Here is a 17792-nt window from a genome sequence, read left to right as displayed (position 1 = left end):
GGGTTAGCGCGTCAGCGGGCTGAGGCCGCCCGTTCCCGCAAGGCGTTCACCTGCAGCGAAAGCCAGTTACGCACGACCCCGGCAGGATCGTGGATCGGCACCACCGCCCAGCCGAGCACATATTCCTGGCGGCGCTTGTCGTAATTGATCAGTTCGCCCTGAAATCGTCCGCACGCCTCCAGGTCCCGGCGCAGCCGCGCCAGTTCTGAAGCATCGGTGTCGTATCCCTGGAGCAGGCGAGGCGTGTGGCCCAGGAGTTCGCCGCTGCGATAGCCGCACAGCTGTTCTTGCGCGGCGTTGACATAGACAATCCGAGGACCAGGGCGCGGCAGCGCCGCCTCCGTGATCAGGATTGCATCTTCGCACCCATCCAGTGCTGCAAAGGTCGCGCCGTCCTCGATCCGGCCGGCATAGGCCAAGGCACGGCGAATTCTGGGCATGACCGGTCGCTCCGAAAGATGGGGCCGAAGGGAGGCTCCCCCCAGGGTACAGGAAGTGGAGGCGAAAGCAGAGAACCGAGGAACGGCCCCGCCGCTACTGGATCAGCCCAGCATGTGCCAGCGCCGCGTCCACAGCCTTCCGGCTCGCTTCGGAAGGCGGCGTCATCGGCAGGCGCAGCTCGGCTGAAAAGCCCGGGCGCAAGCGGTTGAGCGCATACTTTACGGGGCCCGGCGACGCGTCACTGAACAGGGCTGCGTGCAGCGGAAAGAGCTGATCCTGAAGCGTCAGCGCGCGGCCATAATCGCCCGCCAGGCACGCGTCCTGGAACTCGGCACAAAGCGCCGGCGCAACATTGGCGGTGACCGAGATGCAGCCGCGTCCGCCCATCACCATGAAGGCGAGTGCCATGTCGTCATTGCCCGACAGCTGGCAGAAGTCGGGACCGCAGGCCGCTCGCTGAGCGGAGACGCGCTGGATGGCTCCGGTCGCGTCCTTAAGCCCCACCACCACGTCCGGGAAGGCCGTGACGGTGCGGGCCATGGTCTCCACCGCAATGTCGGTGACGGTGCGGCCCGGCACATTGTAGAGGATGATCGGCAGGCCGCCGTCGCGTGCCAGCACCTCGAAATGCCGGAACACCCCCTCCTGGTTCGGGCGGTTGTAATAAGGCGGCACCAGCAATGCGGCAGCCGCACCGGCGGCCTTGGCGGCCCGGACGTGGTCGAGGGCAACGGATGTGTCGTTGGAACCGCAACCCGCGATCACCGGCACACGGCCGGCGGCCTGGTCGATGCAGACCTTTACCACGTGATTATGCTCGGCGATCGTCATGGTCGCCGCCTCGCCCGTGGTGCCGCAGGGCACCAGGGCGGTCGAACCGCTCTCGATCTGCCAGTCGATGTGCGCGCGGAAGGCAGCCTCGTCGAACGCGCCATCGGTGAAGGGCGTGACCAGGGCCGGAATCGAGCCGGAGAACATGGGCAGAGGAGCTCCAAGCAACAAAGGGGAAGAATTGGCTGGCGACATAGGACCGGCTTCCATATCATGTCCAGCATGCTGACCCCTTTGCTTTCGAACTTGCTGAAGGGCGGATTGCTCGCAGCGGGCGTGACCGGCGCTTCGGTCGTCCCCGGCACCGTCCAGCACCGCGCCGCCGCGTTCCTCTATGGCCAGGCGCTGCCGATCCCGCAGCAGCTGCCCGGCCAATATCCGGCGAGCCAGCAGATGGTGCAGCCGATCGTCCAGCCGACGATGCCGTCGGACCCGATTGCGGCGCCGATCGCCGAGTGGAAGCGGCTGCAGCAATCGGACAACCTGCCCTTCTCCGACTATGCCCGCTTCCTGCTCGCGCATCCGGGCTGGCCGGGCGAGACGAGCCGGCGTGCCGCGGCCGAGACCGCGCCGGGTACCGGCGATCCGTCGCTCACCGTCAGCTTCTTTCAGCGCTTTCCGCCGCTGACCGCCGCCGGGCGCCTGCGCCATGCGGAGGCGCTGATGGCGACCGGGCGGGTGGACGCCGCTCGCGACGCGGCGCGCGCCGCCTGGCGCAGCGGCGTGCTGCGCCCGTCGGACGAGACACGCCTTATCAGCGGCTTTTCGGCCGCACTGACGCCCGCCGATCGCGAGGCGCGTGTGGATCGGCTGCTGTGGGCGAACTCGACGACGGCGGCCGCGCGCGAGCTGCCCTATGTCTCGCCCGCCAAGCAGGCGCTGTTCCGCGCACGACTTGCCTTTCGTACCGACGCGCCGGATGCTTCGGTGCTCGGCGGCATGGTCGTCGGCGCCGATCGCAACGACCCCGGCTTCATCGCGGATCGCGCGAGCTGGCTGCGCAATTCCGGCCAGAGCCCGGCGGCACGTGCCTATCTGGCCCAGCCGCGCACGCTTTCGGCACTGCCCGGCAACGCCGAGAAATGGTACGAGGTGCTGCTGGCTAACGCGAGCGGCGCGGCCAACGACGGGCAATATGCGGTGGCGTTCGACATCGCCCGCCAGATCGACGACGCCTATCCCGCCGGCACCGACGTCTCGGACAAGCCCTATGGCGAACGCGACGACTATACGAGCCTGGCCTGGCTTGCCGGCCGTACGGCGATGAAGAACCTCGGCCGGCCGGCAGACGCGGTTGGCATGTTCAGCCGCTATGGCAATGGATCGCGCACCCCGACCACCCGTGCCAAGGGCTTCTACTGGGCGGCGCGCGCCGCCGAGGCGGCGGGCGACACGGCGACGGCCAATCGCTGGTATGAGAGTGCGGCGGCATTGTCCGACGTCTACTACGGCCAGCTTGCGCTCGAGCGGCTCGGCCGTCCGTTACGCGCGCCCTCGGCCACGGCGGCCGTGATGCCGGACCCGGCGACGCGCCAGGCTTTCTACGCACGCGAGACGGTGCAGGCGGTCCAGTATCTCGGCCGCACCGGCGCCTATCAGGACCAGACGCTGTTCGTGCGCCAGATCGCGAACGCGGCGACCAGTGACAGCGATCACGCGTTGGCGGCCGAGCTTTCGAAGAAGATCGGCCGGCCGGACCTGGGCGTGATGGTCGGGCGCAGCGCGCTGATGAACGGGCACAGCGATTATACAGTGGCGGGCTATCCGTCGGTACCGGTGCCGGCGACGCAAGCCGGCAACTTCACCATGATCCACGCGATCGCGCGGCAGGAAAGCCAGTTCGACCGCACCGCCGTCAGCCATGCGGGCGCGCGTGGCCTGATGCAGTTGATGCCAGGCACCGCGCGCGAAGCGGCGAGCAAGCTGGGACTGAGCTACGACAGCGCCTCGCTGACGAGCGACACCGGCTACAATATCCAGCTGGGATCGAGCTATTTCCAGCGGATGCTGGACAATTATGGCGGCAGCTATCCGCTGGCGATTGCGGCGTACAACGCCGGTCCGGGCAACGTGAACAAGTGGCTCCGGACCTATGGCGATCCCCGCACGGGCGCGATCGACACGCTCGATTGGGTGGAGTCGATCCCGTACATGGAAACGCGCAACTATGTGCAACGCGTGCTGGAGAATGCGGTCGTCTATGACCTGCTGAACCCGCAGCACGCCCGCTCGCGCGGCCCGGCGAACCTGTCCTGGTACCTCGGCAAGAACCGGCCCGGCTGATCCTGCCCGCCCATGGACCGCCCCAACTACATCACGCCGGCCGGCTATGCCGCGCTGAAGGCGGAATATGACGCGCTGTTCGCGACCGAGCGGCCCAAGCTGGTGGAGACCATCTCCTGGGCCGCCGGCAATGGCGACCGCTCGGAAAACGGCGACTATATCTACGGCCGCAAGCGGTTGCGCGAAATCGACCGCCGGCTCGGATGGCTCGCCAAGCGGATGAAGGCCGCCAAGGTCGTGGACCCGGCGCAACAGCCGGAGCGCAGCCGCGCCTGGTTCGGTGCCACGCTGACGATCGCGGACGAGGACGACAACCAGCGCGTGCTGACGCTGGTGGGCGATGACGAGGCGGAGGCGGGCAGCGGCCGCATCGGCTGGAACGCGCCGCTCGCTCGGGCGCTCAGGGGAGCCGCGATCGGCGACCTGCGCCGCGTGGTGCTGCCAGCGGGCGAGCGCGAGTATGAGGTGATCGCCATCACCTATCCGGCAAACTGACGGAACGTCCCTGCCCCTCCGACGATTGATAGCGTCGTAAGGAGAGCAATCATGGAAAACCCGCGCACCGAAAGTGCCCGCATCCACGACGACCATGAAGTCATCGACGCAGCGGAGAGCGCACCCAGCGGCGCGAGCAGCGCCGGCGGTAATCTGCAGCGTGACGTGGCCAGCCAGAACGAGGTCGCCCAGGCGCTGGACCCAGAGGCTACCACGCGTCCCAAGAAGGACGATGCGATCCATAACGATCAGGCGCGTCGCAATCAGCGCACGCCCGACGCCTGACCCCCGAGCTTCACCGCTAGCGCCTTCGTCGCGCGGACGGGCTCCTGCCATCGGTGGGGGCCCGTCTCGTATCTGGCGCATCGCCAAGCCGATGCGGCTGCGATAGGACAGGTCCATGGACCGCTCCCCGCCCCACCCGACCGCTCCCACCGGCAACGTCGCGCTGCTGATCGACGCCGACAATGCGTCGCATGCCTCGCTCGATTATGTGCTGACGGTCCTGGCAGAGCTTGGCACCGTCAACGTCCGCCGCATCTACGGCAATTGGCGAAAGCCGGCGCTCAAGGGCTGGGCCGACCTGACGCTGCGCTATGGCATCGAGCCGTTCCAGCAGTTCGACGTCACCAAGGGCAAGAACGCGACCGACATGAAGATGACGATCGACGCGATGGACCTGCTGTTCCGCGGGCGCATCACCGGCTTCGGCATCATGTCGTCGGACAGCGACTTCATGCCGCTTGCGCAGCGCATCCGGCAGGAGGGCGTTCCGGTCTATGGCTTCGGCACCGACCGCACGCCGGAGGGGTTTCGCGAGTCCTGCTCGCGCTTCATCGACGTTTCCCGCGCCCGCGAGTTGCAGGGCGAGGCCGAGCCCGAGCTGATCCTGCCCCCGGCGATCGGCCGCACGCGCGCCGCGCCCAAGGCAGCGGCAGCGCCGGCCAAGCCTGTTCCGGCCGAGGCGGCAGCGGCCAACCAGAAGCGCAAGGTCGACACCGCGCTCGTGAAACTCCTGGTCGACGCCTATGCGCAATCGCGCCAGGATCCGCAGAAGTTCGCCAGCCTGTCCGAGGTCGGACAGCGCGCCGGTAACCGGTCGAGCTTCGACACGCGCAACTACGGCTTTGCGCGACTGTCGGACCTGATCGAGCAGGTCCCGAACTTTCAGGTCGAGCGCCGCGACAACGGCGTGTTCGTCAAGCGCATCCGCTGACGGGATACTCCGTACGGTTCAGCGCCGGATATTGAGCAGCCAGGGCTTGCTGAGGCCGGTCGGCTTGGCCACGCCGTCGAGCCGCTGAGCGCGCAGGATCTGGATGGGCTGCTTGATCATCTGCCCCTTCATCGCCTCCCGCCCGCAACAGGTCGGCATCGCGAGGATCTTGCGGACGACATCCATGCCGCCGATCACCTTCCCGAAGGCTGCATAACCACGGTTTGGGCCGCGCGCGTCAAGCGACGCGTTCGGCCCGACCATGATCGAGAAATTGCCGGTGGCGGAATTCGGATCGGCAGCATGCGCCATCGACACCACGCCATCGAGGTGGCGAATACCGGTCTTGTCGGTTGGCTCCAACACAACAGGGCTGAGCGTACGGCGTGCATCTGTGCCGACGCCGCCTTGGATGAAGCCATGCTTGGGGTCGCTCTTGCGCGGTGCGGAACGATAGAACTTGGTCCCGTCGAGCCGTCCGTCATCGACATATTTGAGGAAGTTCGCGGTGGTCTTGGGCGCGCGCTTGCCGTCGAGTGCCAGCACGATCGGCCCGGCGGAGGTCACCAGCCGGACGCGGATGGTTCCGGGCGTGGGCTTCACCTGCGAAAGCGCAGGGGTCGGGAGAGCAAGCAGAGTGGCGGCGACAGCAACGGCAGGAAGAAAACGCATGCCCGCCGTTCTACCGTCATCCGGAGGAGAGGGTAAAGCGGCGTTCCGAACGAAAGGGGCGGCGGCACTCGGCCCTCCGCCCCTTCGCTGTCACCGCAATGCGATCAGCGCGTCAGCTTCTTGTACGCAAGGCTGGTCGGACGATCGGCGGCGTCGCCCAGGCGGCGCCGCTTGTCTTCCTCATACGCTTCGAAATTGCCTTCGAACCATTCGACGTGGCTGTTGCCTTCGAACGCCAGGATGTGGGTGGCCAGACGATCGAGGAAGAAGCGATCGTGGCTGATGACCACGGCGCAGCCCGCGAAGTTCTCGATCGCCTCTTCCAGCGCACCCAGCGTTTCCACGTCGAGGTCGTTGGTCGGTTCGTCGAGCAGCAGCACGTTGCCGCCCTTCTTGAGCATCTTGGCGATGTGGACGCGATTGCGCTCACCGCCCGACAGCTTGCCGACGTTCTTCTGCTGGTCCTGACCCTTGAAGTTGAACGCACCGACATAGGCGCGCGTCGACATGTCGTGGCCGTTGACCTTCACATAGTCGAGCCCGTCGGAGATCTCCTCCCAGACGTTCTTCTTCTGGTCGAGGTGATCGCGGCTCTGGTCGACATAGCCCAGGCGCACGGTGGTGCCGACGTCGATCTCGCCCGCATCCGGCTGTTCCTGGCCGGTCAGCAGCTTGAACAGCGTCGACTTGCCGGCACCGTTGGGTCCGATCACGCCGACGATGCCACCGGGCGGCAGCATGAAGTCGAGGTTCTCGAACAAGAGCTTGTCGCCATAGGACTTGGTCAGCCCCTTGGCCTCGATCACCTTGCCGCCCAGACGCTCGGGCACCTGGATGACGATCTGCGCGCCGCTCGGCTTGCGATTGTCCTGGGAGGCGACGAGCTGCTCGAACTTGGCGATACGCGCCTTTGACTTGGTCTGGCGGGCCTTCGCGCCCTGCCGGATCCATTCGAGCTCGTCCTTGATCGCCTTCTGGCGGCCGGACGCCTCGCGGTCCTCCTGCTCCAGGCGCTTGGCCTTCTTTTCCAGATAGGTCGAATAATTGCCCTCGTAAGGGAAATACTTGCCGCGATCGATCTCGAGGATCCAACCCACCACATTGTCGAGGAAGTAGCGGTCGTGGGTGATCATCAGCACCGCGCCGGCATATTCCTTCAGATGGTTTTCCAGCCACTTGACGCTTTCGGCGTCGAGGTGGTTGGTCGGCTCGTCAAGCAGCAGGATCGACGGCTTCTGGATCAGCAGGCGGGTGAGCGCGATGCGGCGCTTCTCACCGCCCGACAGATTGTCGACCGGCCAGTCGGACGGCGGGCAGCGCAGGGCCTCCATCGCCACTTCGAGCTGGTTGTCGAGCGTCCAGCCGTCGACCGCGTCGATCTTTTCCTGAAGCGTGCCCATCTCTTCCATCAGGGCATCGAAATCGGTGTCGTCGGTGGGATCGCCCATCTCGGCCGAGATCGCGTTGAAGCGATCGACCATGTCGGCCACCTCGCGCGCGCCGTCCTTGACGTTCTCGAGCACCGTCTTGGAGGTGTCGAGCTGCGGCTCCTGCTCCAGATAGCCGACGGTGATGTTCTCGCCGGGCCAGGCTTCGCCGGTGAAGTCCTTGTCGACGCCCGCCATGATCTTCATCAGCGTCGACTTGCCGGCGCCGTTCGGGCCGACGATGCCGATCTTGGCGCCCTGGTAGAATTGCAGGTTGATGTTCGACAGCACCGGCTTGGGCGCGCCGGGGAAGGTTTTCGTCATGTCCTTCATGACAAAGGCGTATTGGGCGGCCACGGGGGTCTCCAAGAAAGCGGGTCTACAGGTCTGGATTTTCGCACGCGGACATAGCGATCCGGGGTGCAATTGGCAACGTAAGCGGCCCGGCTTGCGCGACGCTGCGCTGCGCCGCATCATGCGCTGCAGGGGCTCTTCCGCCCCACGCCCTTCCAAAATGGACCGCCTATGCCGCTGAAGCCCGCTCTTGTGCTCGCCGCCCTCGCCCTGCCGCTGCCGACGATGGCGCAGATCTCTCCCGCGCAGGTCGCAACGCTGCGGGATGCCGCGCTGAAGGATGAGATCGCGTGGGACATCACCGAAGGGCTGACCACCGAGGTCGGACCGCGCCTGGCGGGCACCGACGATGAGGCCCGCGCGCGCAGCTGGGCGGTGGCCAAGCTCAAGGCGCTCGGCTTCAGCAACGTGCATGTCGAGCCGTACCAGATGCCGGTATGGGTGCGTGGCGAAGAGAAGGCCTCGATCGTCGGACCGTTCGCGCAGCCGCTGCATCTCGCAGCGCTCGGCAACTCGGGTGCGACCCCGGCGACGGGGATCGAGGCCGAAGTGGTGTACTTCCCCACGCTCGCCGACCTGGAGGCAGCGCCGGCCGGAAGCCTTGCCGGCAAGATCGCCTTTGTCAGCCATGCGATGCACGCGGCGCAGGACGGGTCCAGCTATGGGCCATTCGGCCGGGCGCGTCGTGCCGGTCCCGGCATCGCCGCCGGCAAGGGCGCGGTGGCGATCCTGATCCGCTCGATCGGCACCGACCACCACCGCAATCCGCATACCGGCGTCACCAACTTCCCGGACGGGGTCACCCCCATCCCCGCCGCCGCCCTGTCCGTTCCCGATGCCGAGCAGCTGGAGCGCGTGCTCGATCGCGGCAAGCCGGTACGCGTGAAGCTGTTGCTGACGCCCCGGCAGATCGGGACCCGCGAGTCGGGCAATGTGATCGCCGAGGTTCCGGGCCGCGACCCCAAGGCAGGGGTGGTGCTGATCGGCGGCCATCTCGACAGCTGGGATCTGGGAACCGGCGCAATCGACGACGCGAGCGGGGTCGCGATCACTGCCGCTGCCGCCAAGCGCATCATGGCGGCCGGTAAGCCGCGTCGAACGATCCGGGTCGTCTGGTTCGGCGCGGAGGAAGTCGGCGGCTTCGGCGGGATCGCCTATGCCAAGGCGCATGCGGGCGAGCGTCACGCACTTGCCGCCGAATCGGATTTCGGGGCCGACCGGGTGTGGAAGTTCGACACCGCCCTGCCCGCCACGGCTGCCGCCGTCGCCGATCGGCTGGAGACGGCGCTGGCGCCGCTTGGCATCACGCGGGGCAATGCCGTTGCCGGCGACGGCACCGACATCGGTCCGACGCTTGCAACTGGTGTCGCTGGCGTCGACCTGGCACAGGACGGCACGCGCTACTTCGATTATCACCACACGCCCGACGATACGCTCGACAAGATCGACCGTTCGCAGCTGCAGCAGAATGTCGCCGCCTGGACGGCCATGCTTGCGGTGGTCGCCGATGCGCCGGAAGAGATCGGCCGTGTCGAGCGCCCGGCAAACGCCCACTAATTGTCACACCGCCGCCATGTTCGTTACGGTCAAGTCCAATTACCGGATTGACGCCGCAGGAGCGAACGCTATTGCGGCAGCCTCGCGACGGCGACGGGCCGGCCGCGAACTTTGGATTGCTTGGGAGCACCCGAATGAAGAAGATCGTTCTTGTCGCTGCTGCCGCCGGCCTGCTGTCGCTCACGGCCTGCGGTTCGAACACTCCGGCTGAAAACGCGGCTGACGCGCAGGCGGACAACCTCGAGATGATGGCCGACAACATGGAAGACATGGCCGACAACGCCACCACCGAGGGTTCGGAAGCCGCTCTCGAGAACCAGGCTGACAACCTGCACGAGGCAGCCGACAACGTCGAGGACGCAGGCGAAACCAACGCCATGTGATCCGACGCCCGTCCGGTTCATCCGGACGGACCGGTTAGAAAGGGCGTCCCGGCAACGGGGCGCCCTTTTCTTTTGCCCGGTCTTCTGGATCAGCCACCGGCTCAGCGCGGGAGGCTGCAGGACGCGCGGAGGTGCCGATGCACCTCCGCTCCCTTCCCTCCGCGGCTCAGGCCTGCTTCATCTGCTTGAAGGCATGGTCGGTCGCGCGCGCCGTCATCGCCATGTAGGTGAGCGACGGGTTGACGCAGGAAGCCGAGGCCATCTGCGCGCCGTCGGTCACATAGAGGTTCGACGCCTCATGTGCCTGGTTCCAGCCGTTGAGCACGGACCTGCGCGGGTCGGCGCCCATGCGCGCGCCGCCCATCTCGTGGATCGCGTCGCCGGGAACATGCTCACCCTCCCAGCTGCGGACGTTGGTGAGGCCGGCACCCTTCAGCATCGCCTCGCCCTGCACCCGGGCGTCTGCCATCATCTTGAGCTCGTTGTCGCGGAAGCGCACGTCGAAGCGCATCAACGGTACTCCGAAACGGTCGACCTTGTTCGCGTGCAGCGAGACATGGTTGTCCTTGTACGGCAGGCATTCGCCGAACGCGCCCATGCTGAACTTCCACGGCGCATAGCGGCGCAGCCCCTGCTTCATCGACGCACCGAAGCCGACCGGCGCGGAAGGATCGCGGCTGGCGCTGCCCTGATAGCCATAGCCGCGCTTGAAGCCGACGCCCTCATCGCCGCCGATGTTGCGGAAGCGCGGGATATACACCCCGCCCGGCCGCCGGCCATATTCGATCAGGTCGGTCATGCCAGGGATCTCGCCCTCCATGCCGACGCGGAAGATATGGTCCATGACATAGCGGCCAAGCGTCCCGCTCGTGTCGAAATGGCTGCGCTCGCTGCCCGGTGCGCGCGAGTTCATCAGGATCTGCACCGATGCCATTGCCGACGCGCACAGGAACACCAGGTCAGCCGACACCGTCTGCGCCTGGCCCGTCTTCGCGTCGATGTAGCGGACGCCGGTCACACGCTTGCGCGCCGGATCATATTCGACGTTGGTCACGACCGCATCCGACTGCAGCGTCAGCCGCCCGGTCGCGCGCGCGGCCGGCAGGGTGACTGCCTGGGTCGAGAAATACGCGCCGAACGAGCAGCCATTACCGCACTGGTTGCGGTTCTGGCACTTGGTGCGGTTCTGCTCCGGCTTGTCCTCGGTGATGTTGGACAGGCGCGTGTTGATCAGTTTGCGGCCCGGAAACTTGGTTTCCAGCCGCTCCTTGAACCACTTCTCGGCCACGTTCATCGGGAACGGCGGCTGGAACTCGCTGTCGGGCAGATAGGGCAGGTTCTCGCGCGAGCCGGAAACGCCGATGTACTTTTCGACATAGCTGTACCAGGGAGCGACGTCGTCATAGCCGATCGGCCACACGCCATCGATGCCGTCGCGCTTGTTCGCCTCGAAATCCTCAGGCGCCCAGCGGAAGCTCCAGCGTCCCCAGATCAGCGACTTGCCGCCGACCGCACCCGGACGGATCCAGTAGAATTTGTCGCCCTCGTCAAAGGCGTAGGGGTTCAGCCGGTCGTCGTTGTAGAACTTCTGGTTGCTCGGCTGCACATAGCCGTGGCGCGCGATGAAATAGTCGCTGTCCATGATCGGCTTGGGCATGACGTTGCGCGCCGGCACCTCAAAGGCGGGCTTGCCGTCATAGGTGTAATCCTCGGCATGCTCGACCATGACGCCCCGATCGAGCATCAGCACGCGCAAACCCTTTTCGGTGAGTTCCTTGGCGGCAAAGCCCCCGCTCACTCCCGAACCGATGACGATCGCATCAAACCTGTTGGTTGCCATGTTTTATCCCCTCCCGTGCGTGCTCAGAACCGCAGCGCGCGGAGCGTCTTGAAGCTGGTGGTGATGTCGGGAAGATAGGGTGCGGGCGCCTCGTCATTCTCGACGTAGAAGTGGCGGACGCCGGCGCTGCCCTTGAGCTTGAACAGCGCGGCAAAGTCGGTCTTGCCCTGACCAACCGCCGTCATGCTGCGGTCGGACCGCATGTCCTTGACGTGATAGGCGTAGATGCGGCTGCCCAACCGATCGATCAGCGCGGCCGCGCTCTCACCCGCATGCGCCGCCCAATACAGGTCCAGCTCCACCTTCACCAACGCCGGATCGGTTTCGCCGATCAGCCGCTCGTACAGGCTGGTGCCACCCGGCTTGGTCGTGAACTCGAAATCATGGTTGTGGTAGGCAAAGCCCAAGCCCGCCTTCTGCAACTCGGTCGCGAAGCGGTTGAAGTTCGGAAGCGCCGCTTTCCAGCCCGCTTCGTTCCGGAGCTTGGCGTCCATGTACGGCAGCACCACCGTATCGGCACCGAGCGTCTTGGCCATCGCGATCGACTGGTCGAGCTTCCCGAGCAGCGCGTCATAGCCGATATGCACCGACGGCGCCTTCAGGCCCAGACGATCCATGGTCCGGCGCAGCATGGCGTGATCCATGCTGTCATAGCCGCCGCCACCGAACTCGACCTCGCGATAGCCGATGCGCGCGACGTGCCCCAGCGTCGCCACCGGATCCTTCTGGAACAGCTCGCGAACGGTGTAGAGTTGCAGCCCGATGGCCGGGATCTGTGCTGCAAAGGCGGCGGGAATGATCCGGTCCGACAGGACGAGAGTCGCGGCGCCCCCGGCGCCGGCAAGCAGGGTACGGCGGCTGATCATGCGCTGTAGACCTTGTTGACCTGAGAATAGGGGAAGGCGCCGTTATATTCGCCGGGAACCGGCAGATACTCGCGCTCCTGGGTGATGCCGATCTCCGACGTGTAATAGCCGGTGATCACCATCTGGCGCATGGCTTCGAAGAAGTCCTTGCCGCCCGGGATCTGGCCGTTCATCGCCAGCGTCAGCAGCGCGTCCTGCTGCTCGGGCGTCGCCTTGGCAGCCGACACCTTGTACTCCTTCAGGCTGCGCGCTTCGATGGCGTCGAGCCCGGCGAGGACCGGCTTGCGGTCGCCCGGAGCCGCCCAGTCGGCGAGCAGCTTCTCGATGAACATCGGTACGCCCGCCGCGATCGCGCCCGGGGTGTCCGTGGTGGGGATGATCCGCTCGCTCAGCGCCGTGACCAGCGCGCGCTGGTCGGGCGTGAAGACGGCCGCACTCGGCGGCCCGTCCGAGATCACGGGTACCCGCGACGCCTGGGCCGCGCCGGCGGCACGCGCGATCGGAGCGAACAATCCCGCCCCGAACATCGCCGCCACCCCCGCGAGCGCCGTTCTCCGATCGATCACTTCGCTTCTCCTCCTCCCAGATCCTGCCTGTTCCTCCAGGCAGCCGTGGTACGGGACATTGGCCCCTCCCCGGTTATTGTGCGTCGATCGTGCGATAGGCGGCGATCAACCGATCCTCGCCCGCGCGATCCTTGATCGAATTGCCATGCTCCATGCCGATCACGCCGCCATAGCGGCGCTGACGGAGCCATCTGACGATGTTGGCATAGTTGATTTCGCCGGTCCCAGGCTCGTTGCGGCCCGGGTTGTCGCCGAACTGGATGTATCCGATCTCGCTCCAGCAGGCGTCCATAACCGGGATCAAGTTTCCCGACTGGATCTGCTCGTGATAGAGGTCGGCCAGGATCTTCACGCCCGGGCTGTTCGCACCCCGTGCCACGGCATAGCCCTGCGCGATGCTCTGCATGTAGACGCCCGGATGGTTGGTGCGCGTGTTGAGGGGCTCCATCACCATCGCCACCCCGTGCGGCGCGACGATGTCGCCGGCCCGGCGCATGACGTCGATCACGCGCGCGGTCTGGATCTCCACCGGCACCTTGCGATCGAGGAAGCCGGTGACCACCGTCATGTGCTTGGCGTTCAGTCGCTTGGCGACATCGACGCCGCTGCGGACGTCCGCAAGGAAGGCTTCGCGCTCGGCCCCGTCATCGGCGCCCAACACCGGGCGGGACTGCGACCATTTCGGCATGCTGGCGACAAACACGCCCATGGTCATGCCGCGATCGGCCAGCGCCTGCGCCATGCGGGTCTGCTCGGCAACCGGCCGGCTGCGCGCTTCATTGTCTTCCCAGGCGGTGAAGCCCTGGTCGGCGGCATAGGCGATCTGCTCGAGCAGGCCACCGCGGCTCGCGAAGCTGCCCTCGTGCGGCGCATAGCCGAGCGAGAAGCGGGCCGCGTTCGACCGTTTGGCCTGCGCGAAGGCGACGCCGGCCGCGAACGGCGCGACCGCCCCGGCGGCAAGCAGGGCACGACGCGGAAGCGTCAGCCGCGGCCCCGTCACTTGCCGCTCTGTGCCTTCAGGAAGGCGATGATCGCCGCCCGCTTCGCCGGGTCGGCCATGCCGATCGGCATGCGCGTGCCCGGCACCTTCTTGGTGGGCGCGGCCAGGAACTGGTTGAGCGTCGCCTCATCCCAGCGCAGCTTCGACGCCTTCATCGCGTTCGAATAGTTGAACCCCGGCACCGAGGCTGCGGGCCGGCCGACCACGCCGTTGAGGTTGGGACCAACGCCGTTGCGGCCGCCCTTGTCCACCGTGTGGCACGCCTTGCACGCTGCGAAGGCAGGCGGCGGTGCCGTCTGTGCGACGGCAGGCGCGGTGGTGACAGCCAGCATCGCTGCCGCTGCCCCCAGGCGGATGGTACGCTTCATTCACTCTCTCCCGGATCGATGCTGGTCCATTTCCGGTCCGACGTCGCATTCGCGACGACGGCCTCGACGAATTTCATGGTGCGCAGGCCGTCCGCCACTCCGGGGACGGCGCTGCCTGTCTCTCCGCAGATAGCAGCCGCAAAGCCGCGGTAGAGGTTGGCGAATGCCTCAACATAGCCCTCCGGGTGCCCCGACGGGGTCCGCAGCAGCGGCAGCGTGCTCGGCTGCAGTCCGGGTCCACCGGCGCGCACGATCTCCGCTGGCCGGTCGAGCCAGCGCAGCGTCAGCGTGTTCGGCTCCATCTGCGCCCATTCAAGCCCGCCGAGCTCGCCATGGATGCGCAGCTTCAGGCCATTCTCCTCGCCTGCCGCCACCTGGCTCGCCTTCAGCGTGCCGCGCGCTCCGCCGTCGAAGCGCAAAAGCGCGCTGACATCATCGTCGAGCCGCCGGCCCGGGACGTGGATCGACAGATCGGCCGACACGCTCCCGGCACGCAGGCCGGAGACATGCTCGGCAAGCTGGAAGGCATGGGTGCCGATGTCCCCCAGGCAGCCGCCGATCCCGGCGCGCGCCGGGTCGGTACGCCACTCCGCCTGCTTGTTGCCTTCGTTGTCGATCGGCGCGCTCAGCCAGCCTTGCAGATATTCGACCTGCACCAGCCGGATCGCGCCAAGGTCGCCGCGGGCGACCCGCGCGCGCGCTTCCTCGATCAGGGGATAGCCGCTGTAGGTAAAGGCGAGCGCAAACCGGCGCCCGCTCCGCTCAGCCGCTGCGGCAATGGCCTCGGCCTCCGCGACGCTCACCGCCATCGGCTTTTCGCAAAAAACGTGGAACCCCGCCTCCAGCGCGGCGATCGCCATCCGCGCGTGCAGGTGGTTGGGGGTCACGATCGCCAGCGCGTCGATGCGCTGGTCGGCCGGAAGCGCCTGCTCGGCCGCGAGCAGGGCGTCCAGCGTGTCATAGACGCGCGCTTCCTCGAGCCCGAGCTGCGCGCCGGTGCGGGCATTGCGCCCGGCATCGGTGCTGAACGCGCCCGCCACCAGCCGCCAATCGCCATCGAGCGCAGCCGCCATGCGATGCACCGCGCCGATGAAGGCGCCCTCGCCCCCGCCCACCATGCCGAGCCGGAGCGGATGGCGCGTCACGCGGCATCCCCCGACAGGCCGAGCAGCGCGCGGATCGCCGCCTTGTCGACGCCGCTCTTTGCGAAGTCGTCGAACGGGTGGTCGGTCACCCGGATGATGTGGTCGCGGATGAACGGTGCCCCCTCGCTTGCGCCGTCCTCGGCCCGCTTGAGCGCGCATTCCCACTCGAGCACCGCCCAGCCCTCGTAGCCATATTGGGCAAGCTTGCTGAACACGCCGACAAAGTCGACCTGTCCGTCTCCGGTCGAGCGGAAGCGGCCGGCACGGTTCACCCAGCTTTCATAGCCGCCGTACACGCCCGAACGCCCGGTCGGGTTGAACTCGGCGTCCTTCACATGGAAGCACGAGATCCGGTCGTGATAGCGGTCGATGAAGTCGAGATAGTCGAGCTGCTGCAGCACATAGTGCGACGGATCGAACAACAGGCGCGCGCGGTTGTGCCCGCCCAGCGCCGCCAGGAACCGCTCCCACGACGCGCCGTCGTGAATGTCCTCGCCGGCATGAACCTCGAACGCGCAGTCGACGCCCGCATCCTCGAACGCGTCCAGGATCGGCGTCCAGCGCCGCGCGAGTTCGGCAAACGCTTCCTCGACCAAGCCCGCGGGCCGCTGTGGCCACGGATAGACGTAGGGCCAGGCCAGCGCGCCCGAGAAGGTCGCATGCGCCGACAGTCCCAGGTTGGCGCTGGCGCGGGCCGCCAGCGTTACCTGCTCCACCGCCCAGGCCTGGCGCTCGGCCGGCTTGCCGTGCACCTCGGGCGGCGCGAAGCCGTCGAACAGCGTGTCGTAGGCCGGATGCACCGCCACCAGCTGGCCCTGGAGATGCGTCGAAAGCTCGGTCGGCTCGACCCCGAACCGCGCGAGCCGGCCGCGCAGGTCGTCGCAGTAATCCTTGCTCTCGGCCGCGGTCTTGAGGTCGATCAGCCGCGGATCGCACGGGATCTGCACGCCGACAAAGCCCAGCCCTGCCGCCCATTCGGCGAGGCCATCGAGCGTATCGAACGGCGCGGCATCGCCCAGGAACTGCGCCAGGAAGATGCCTGGCCCCTTCATCCCGCTCATGCGCGTGCCTCCCCGCGCGTGTCATCGCGGAAGCTGATCTGGAACAGGATCGCGACGACGGCGGCGGCAATGGCAGGGTACCACCACATATGCTGCCAGTCGGCGACGCTCGGGTTCGCGGGCAGCTGGGCGTACAGCAGCCCGCCGATCTGGGAGCCGAGCAGCATGCCGACGCCATAGGTGAACAGCGTGAGCATCCCCTGCGCCTGCGCGTTCACGCCCTTGGGTGACGCAATGGTGCCCGTGTAGATCGCGCCCGCCACGAAGAAGAAGTCGTAGCAGACGCCGTGCAACGCCACGCCGAGATAGATCGCCCAGAGCGAGCCGCCACCATCGCCGATCGCGAACAGCGCATAGCGCACCGCCCAGGCGATCATGCCGACCAGCAGCAGCGGCTTCACGCCGAAGCGGCGATACAGCCACGGCATCGAGAACATGAAGGCAAGCTCGGACATCTGTCCGATCGACATGGTGCCGCCGACATTCTCGATCCCCGCCGTGCCGATATAGGCGGAGGCGTAGGCGTAATACATCGCCAGGGGGATCGAGATCAGCGTCGCCGCAGTGATGAAGATCAGATAGGAGCGGTTGCGCATCAGGCCGAAGGCCTCGACGCACAGCACCTGGCGCAGGACGCTCTCGTCGCGCGGCGCATCGGCCTCCACATCGGGAAGCGTGAAGCTGTAGACGCCGAGCGCGATGGAGACGACGGCCGCGATCTGGAAGATCTGCGGGCTGGCGGAAAGCCCGGCCCAGCCGATGATCAGCCCCGCCGTGATCCAGCCCAGCGTGCCGAAGGCGCGGACGAACGGGAAGCGATCGACCCGCTCGCCGAAGCTCTTGAGCGCAATCGTGTTCGCGAGGCCGACGGTCGGCATGTAGAGGATCATGTAGCCCAGCAGCAGCCAGACAAAGGTGTCGCCCCGCTCCGGCGTCACCAGCGACGGCAGCACGAACAGCAAGGCGCCGCCGACCAGGTGCAGGATCACCATCAGCATCTTGGGGCTGAGATAGCGAGCAGCCGCCATGCCGAGCAGGAAGGAGCCGACGATCGAGGCGATCGGTCCGACCGAAAAGGCGTTGGCGATCAGGTTGCCGATGCCGACCGTCTGCATCACCAGACCCAGGGTCACGTTCCACGCGCCCCAGATGAAGAATTGCATGAACATCAGTGCGCTCAGGCGCCCCGTCAGCATTCCCGACGCCGGGCGCACGGCACCCGTCAACGTCCCTTCGGCAGCGACCATGCGCTCATCCCCTCCACCGCAGTTTGCCTGCTCCTGGACA

18 protein-coding genes are annotated in these 17792 nt (G+C 66.8%); 6 read left to right on the top strand and 12 right to left on the bottom strand.

The genetic code is table 11. From position 1 onward, the window contains the following. Positions 1 to 11 precede the first annotated feature (11 nt). Complete coding sequence (locus LK533_RS08800; protein WP_229362415.1) at positions 12 to 440, bottom strand: PAS domain-containing protein; 429 nt, start codon at positions 438 to 440, stop codon at positions 12 to 14. Positions 441 to 534: 94 nt separating this feature from the next. Continuing rightward, the gene (gene dapA, locus LK533_RS08795; protein WP_229362414.1) at positions 535 to 1419 is read right to left on the bottom strand and encodes a 4-hydroxy-tetrahydrodipicolinate synthase; all 885 of its coding nucleotides are present in this window, start codon (positions 1417 to 1419) and stop codon (positions 535 to 537) included. A 66-nt stretch (positions 1420 to 1485) separates the two neighbouring features. On the opposite strand from dapA, the gene LK533_RS08790 reads away from it, so the two are divergent. The 4 genes from LK533_RS08790 (at position 1486) to LK533_RS08775 (ending at position 5266) form a co-directional block, all read left to right on the top strand. Continuing rightward, positions 1486 to 3555, top strand: coding sequence for a lytic transglycosylase domain-containing protein (locus LK533_RS08790; protein ID WP_229362413.1), 2070 nt, complete (start codon positions 1486 to 1488; stop codon positions 3553 to 3555). A 12-nt stretch (positions 3556 to 3567) separates the two neighbouring features. Then, a complete protein-coding gene (locus LK533_RS08785; protein WP_229362412.1) occupies positions 3568 to 4050 on the top strand; it encodes a GreA/GreB family elongation factor in 483 nt (160 codons plus the stop codon). Positions 4051 to 4101: 51 nt separating this feature from the next. Then, complete coding sequence (locus LK533_RS08780) at positions 4102 to 4335, top strand: hypothetical protein (protein ID WP_229362411.1); 234 nt, start codon at positions 4102 to 4104, stop codon at positions 4333 to 4335. A gap of 115 nt (positions 4336 to 4450) precedes the next feature. After that, positions 4451 to 5266 carry an NYN domain-containing protein gene (locus LK533_RS08775; RefSeq protein WP_229362409.1) on the top strand — a complete coding sequence of 272 codons (816 nt, stop codon included), beginning with the start codon at positions 4451 to 4453 and terminating at the stop codon, positions 5264 to 5266. A gap of 18 nt (positions 5267 to 5284) precedes the next feature. Here the strand turns inward: LK533_RS08775 and LK533_RS08770 are convergent, their stop codons facing one another. Together LK533_RS08770 and ettA are read right to left on the bottom strand one after the other, a co-directional pair. Further along, a complete protein-coding gene (locus LK533_RS08770; protein WP_229362407.1) occupies positions 5285 to 5938 on the bottom strand; it encodes a peptidylprolyl isomerase in 654 nt (217 codons plus the stop codon). Positions 5939 to 6042: 104 nt separating this feature from the next. Then, a complete protein-coding gene (gene ettA / locus LK533_RS08765; protein ID WP_229362406.1) occupies positions 6043 to 7722 on the bottom strand; it encodes an energy-dependent translational throttle protein EttA in 1680 nt (559 codons plus the stop codon). A gap of 168 nt (positions 7723 to 7890) precedes the next feature. Between ettA and LK533_RS08760 the strand changes: the two genes are divergently transcribed. Then, entirely contained in the window at positions 7891 to 9276 is a 1386-nt protein-coding gene (locus tag LK533_RS08760; protein WP_229362404.1) for a M20/M25/M40 family metallo-hydrolase, read from the top strand. Positions 9277 to 9410: 134 nt separating this feature from the next. Continuing rightward, on the top strand, positions 9411 to 9659 hold the full coding sequence (locus LK533_RS08755; protein ID WP_125962314.1) for a hypothetical protein: 249 nt from the start codon (positions 9411 to 9413) through the stop codon (positions 9657 to 9659). A gap of 166 nt (positions 9660 to 9825) precedes the next feature. Here the strand turns inward: LK533_RS08755 and LK533_RS08750 are convergent, their stop codons facing one another. The 8 genes from LK533_RS08750 to LK533_RS08715 form a co-directional block, all read right to left on the bottom strand. Beyond that, positions 9826 to 11499 (bottom strand): GMC oxidoreductase, encoded by a 1674-nt coding sequence (locus tag LK533_RS08750; RefSeq protein ID WP_229362403.1) that lies wholly within the window; start codon positions 11497 to 11499, stop codon positions 9826 to 9828. A gap of 23 nt (positions 11500 to 11522) precedes the next feature. Beyond that, positions 11523 to 12365 (bottom strand): sugar phosphate isomerase/epimerase family protein, encoded by an 843-nt coding sequence (locus LK533_RS08745; RefSeq protein ID WP_229362402.1) that lies wholly within the window; start codon positions 12363 to 12365, stop codon positions 11523 to 11525. Beyond that, positions 12362 to 12931 (bottom strand): gluconate 2-dehydrogenase subunit 3 family protein, encoded by a 570-nt coding sequence (locus tag LK533_RS08740; protein WP_229362401.1) that lies wholly within the window; start codon positions 12929 to 12931, stop codon positions 12362 to 12364. Before LK533_RS08740 ends, LK533_RS08745 begins: the two co-directional genes overlap by 4 nt. Before the next feature lie 73 nt (positions 12932 to 13004). Continuing rightward, positions 13005 to 13931 (bottom strand): hydroxypyruvate isomerase family protein, encoded by a 927-nt coding sequence (locus LK533_RS08735; protein WP_229362400.1) that lies wholly within the window; start codon positions 13929 to 13931, stop codon positions 13005 to 13007. Beyond that, a complete protein-coding gene (locus LK533_RS08730; protein ID WP_229362399.1) occupies positions 13928 to 14299 on the bottom strand; it encodes a c-type cytochrome in 372 nt (123 codons plus the stop codon). The genes LK533_RS08735 and LK533_RS08730 overlap by 4 nt, the downstream gene beginning before the upstream one ends. Next, positions 14296 to 15444 (bottom strand): Gfo/Idh/MocA family protein, encoded by a 1149-nt coding sequence (locus LK533_RS08725; RefSeq protein WP_229362398.1) that lies wholly within the window; start codon positions 15442 to 15444, stop codon positions 14296 to 14298. Before LK533_RS08725 ends, LK533_RS08730 begins: the two co-directional genes overlap by 4 nt. Next, positions 15441 to 16505 (bottom strand): sugar phosphate isomerase/epimerase family protein, encoded by a 1065-nt coding sequence (locus tag LK533_RS08720; protein WP_229362397.1) that lies wholly within the window; start codon positions 16503 to 16505, stop codon positions 15441 to 15443. Before LK533_RS08720 ends, LK533_RS08725 begins: the two co-directional genes overlap by 4 nt. After that, entirely contained in the window at positions 16502 to 17752 is a 1251-nt protein-coding gene (locus LK533_RS08715) for an MFS transporter (RefSeq protein ID WP_229362396.1), read from the bottom strand. Before LK533_RS08715 ends, LK533_RS08720 begins: the two co-directional genes overlap by 4 nt. Positions 17753 to 17792: the final 40 nt, after the last annotated feature.

The sequence above is a fragment of the Sphingomonas sp. PL-96 genome (genome assembly GCF_020707215.1).
Lineage (GTDB): Bacteria > Pseudomonadota > Alphaproteobacteria > Sphingomonadales > Sphingomonadaceae > Sphingomonas.
Note: the sequence above shows the minus strand (reverse complement) of the source record. Positions and strands in the feature narration are given on the sequence as shown.

Bases quoted from the DNA above. Each gene is read 5' to 3' on its own strand.
- LK533_RS08800 (WP_229362415.1), bottom strand. From the start codon at position 440: ATGCCCAGAATTCGCCGTGCCTTGGCCTATGCCGGCCGGATCGAGGAC.
- dapA (WP_229362414.1), bottom strand. From the start codon at position 1,419: ATGTTCTCCGGCTCGATTCCGGCCCTGGTCACGCCCTTCACCGATGGC.
- LK533_RS08790 (WP_229362413.1), top strand. From the start codon at position 1,486: ATGTCCAGCATGCTGACCCCTTTGCTTTCGAACTTGCTGAAGGGCGGA.
- LK533_RS08785 (WP_229362412.1), top strand. From the start codon at position 3,568: ATGGACCGCCCCAACTACATCACGCCGGCCGGCTATGCCGCGCTGAAG.
- LK533_RS08780 (WP_229362411.1), top strand. From the start codon at position 4,102: ATGGAAAACCCGCGCACCGAAAGTGCCCGCATCCACGACGACCATGAA.
- LK533_RS08775 (WP_229362409.1), top strand. From the start codon at position 4,451: ATGGACCGCTCCCCGCCCCACCCGACCGCTCCCACCGGCAACGTCGCG.
- LK533_RS08770 (WP_229362407.1), bottom strand. From the start codon at position 5,938: ATGCGTTTTCTTCCTGCCGTTGCTGTCGCCGCCACTCTGCTTGCTCTC.
- LK533_RS08760 (WP_229362404.1), top strand. From the start codon at position 7,891: ATGCCGCTGAAGCCCGCTCTTGTGCTCGCCGCCCTCGCCCTGCCGCTG.
- LK533_RS08755 (WP_125962314.1), top strand. From the start codon at position 9,411: ATGAAGAAGATCGTTCTTGTCGCTGCTGCCGCCGGCCTGCTGTCGCTC.
- LK533_RS08750 (WP_229362403.1), bottom strand. From the start codon at position 11,499: ATGGCAACCAACAGGTTTGATGCGATCGTCATCGGTTCGGGAGTGAGC.
- LK533_RS08745 (WP_229362402.1), bottom strand. From the start codon at position 12,365: ATGATCAGCCGCCGTACCCTGCTTGCCGGCGCCGGGGGCGCCGCGACT.
- LK533_RS08730 (WP_229362399.1), bottom strand. From the start codon at position 14,299: ATGAAGCGTACCATCCGCCTGGGGGCAGCGGCAGCGATGCTGGCTGTC.
- LK533_RS08720 (WP_229362397.1), bottom strand. From the start codon at position 16,505: ATGAGCGGGATGAAGGGGCCAGGCATCTTCCTGGCGCAGTTCCTGGGC.
- LK533_RS08715 (WP_229362396.1), bottom strand. From the start codon at position 17,752: ATGGTCGCTGCCGAAGGGACGTTGACGGGTGCCGTGCGCCCGGCGTCG.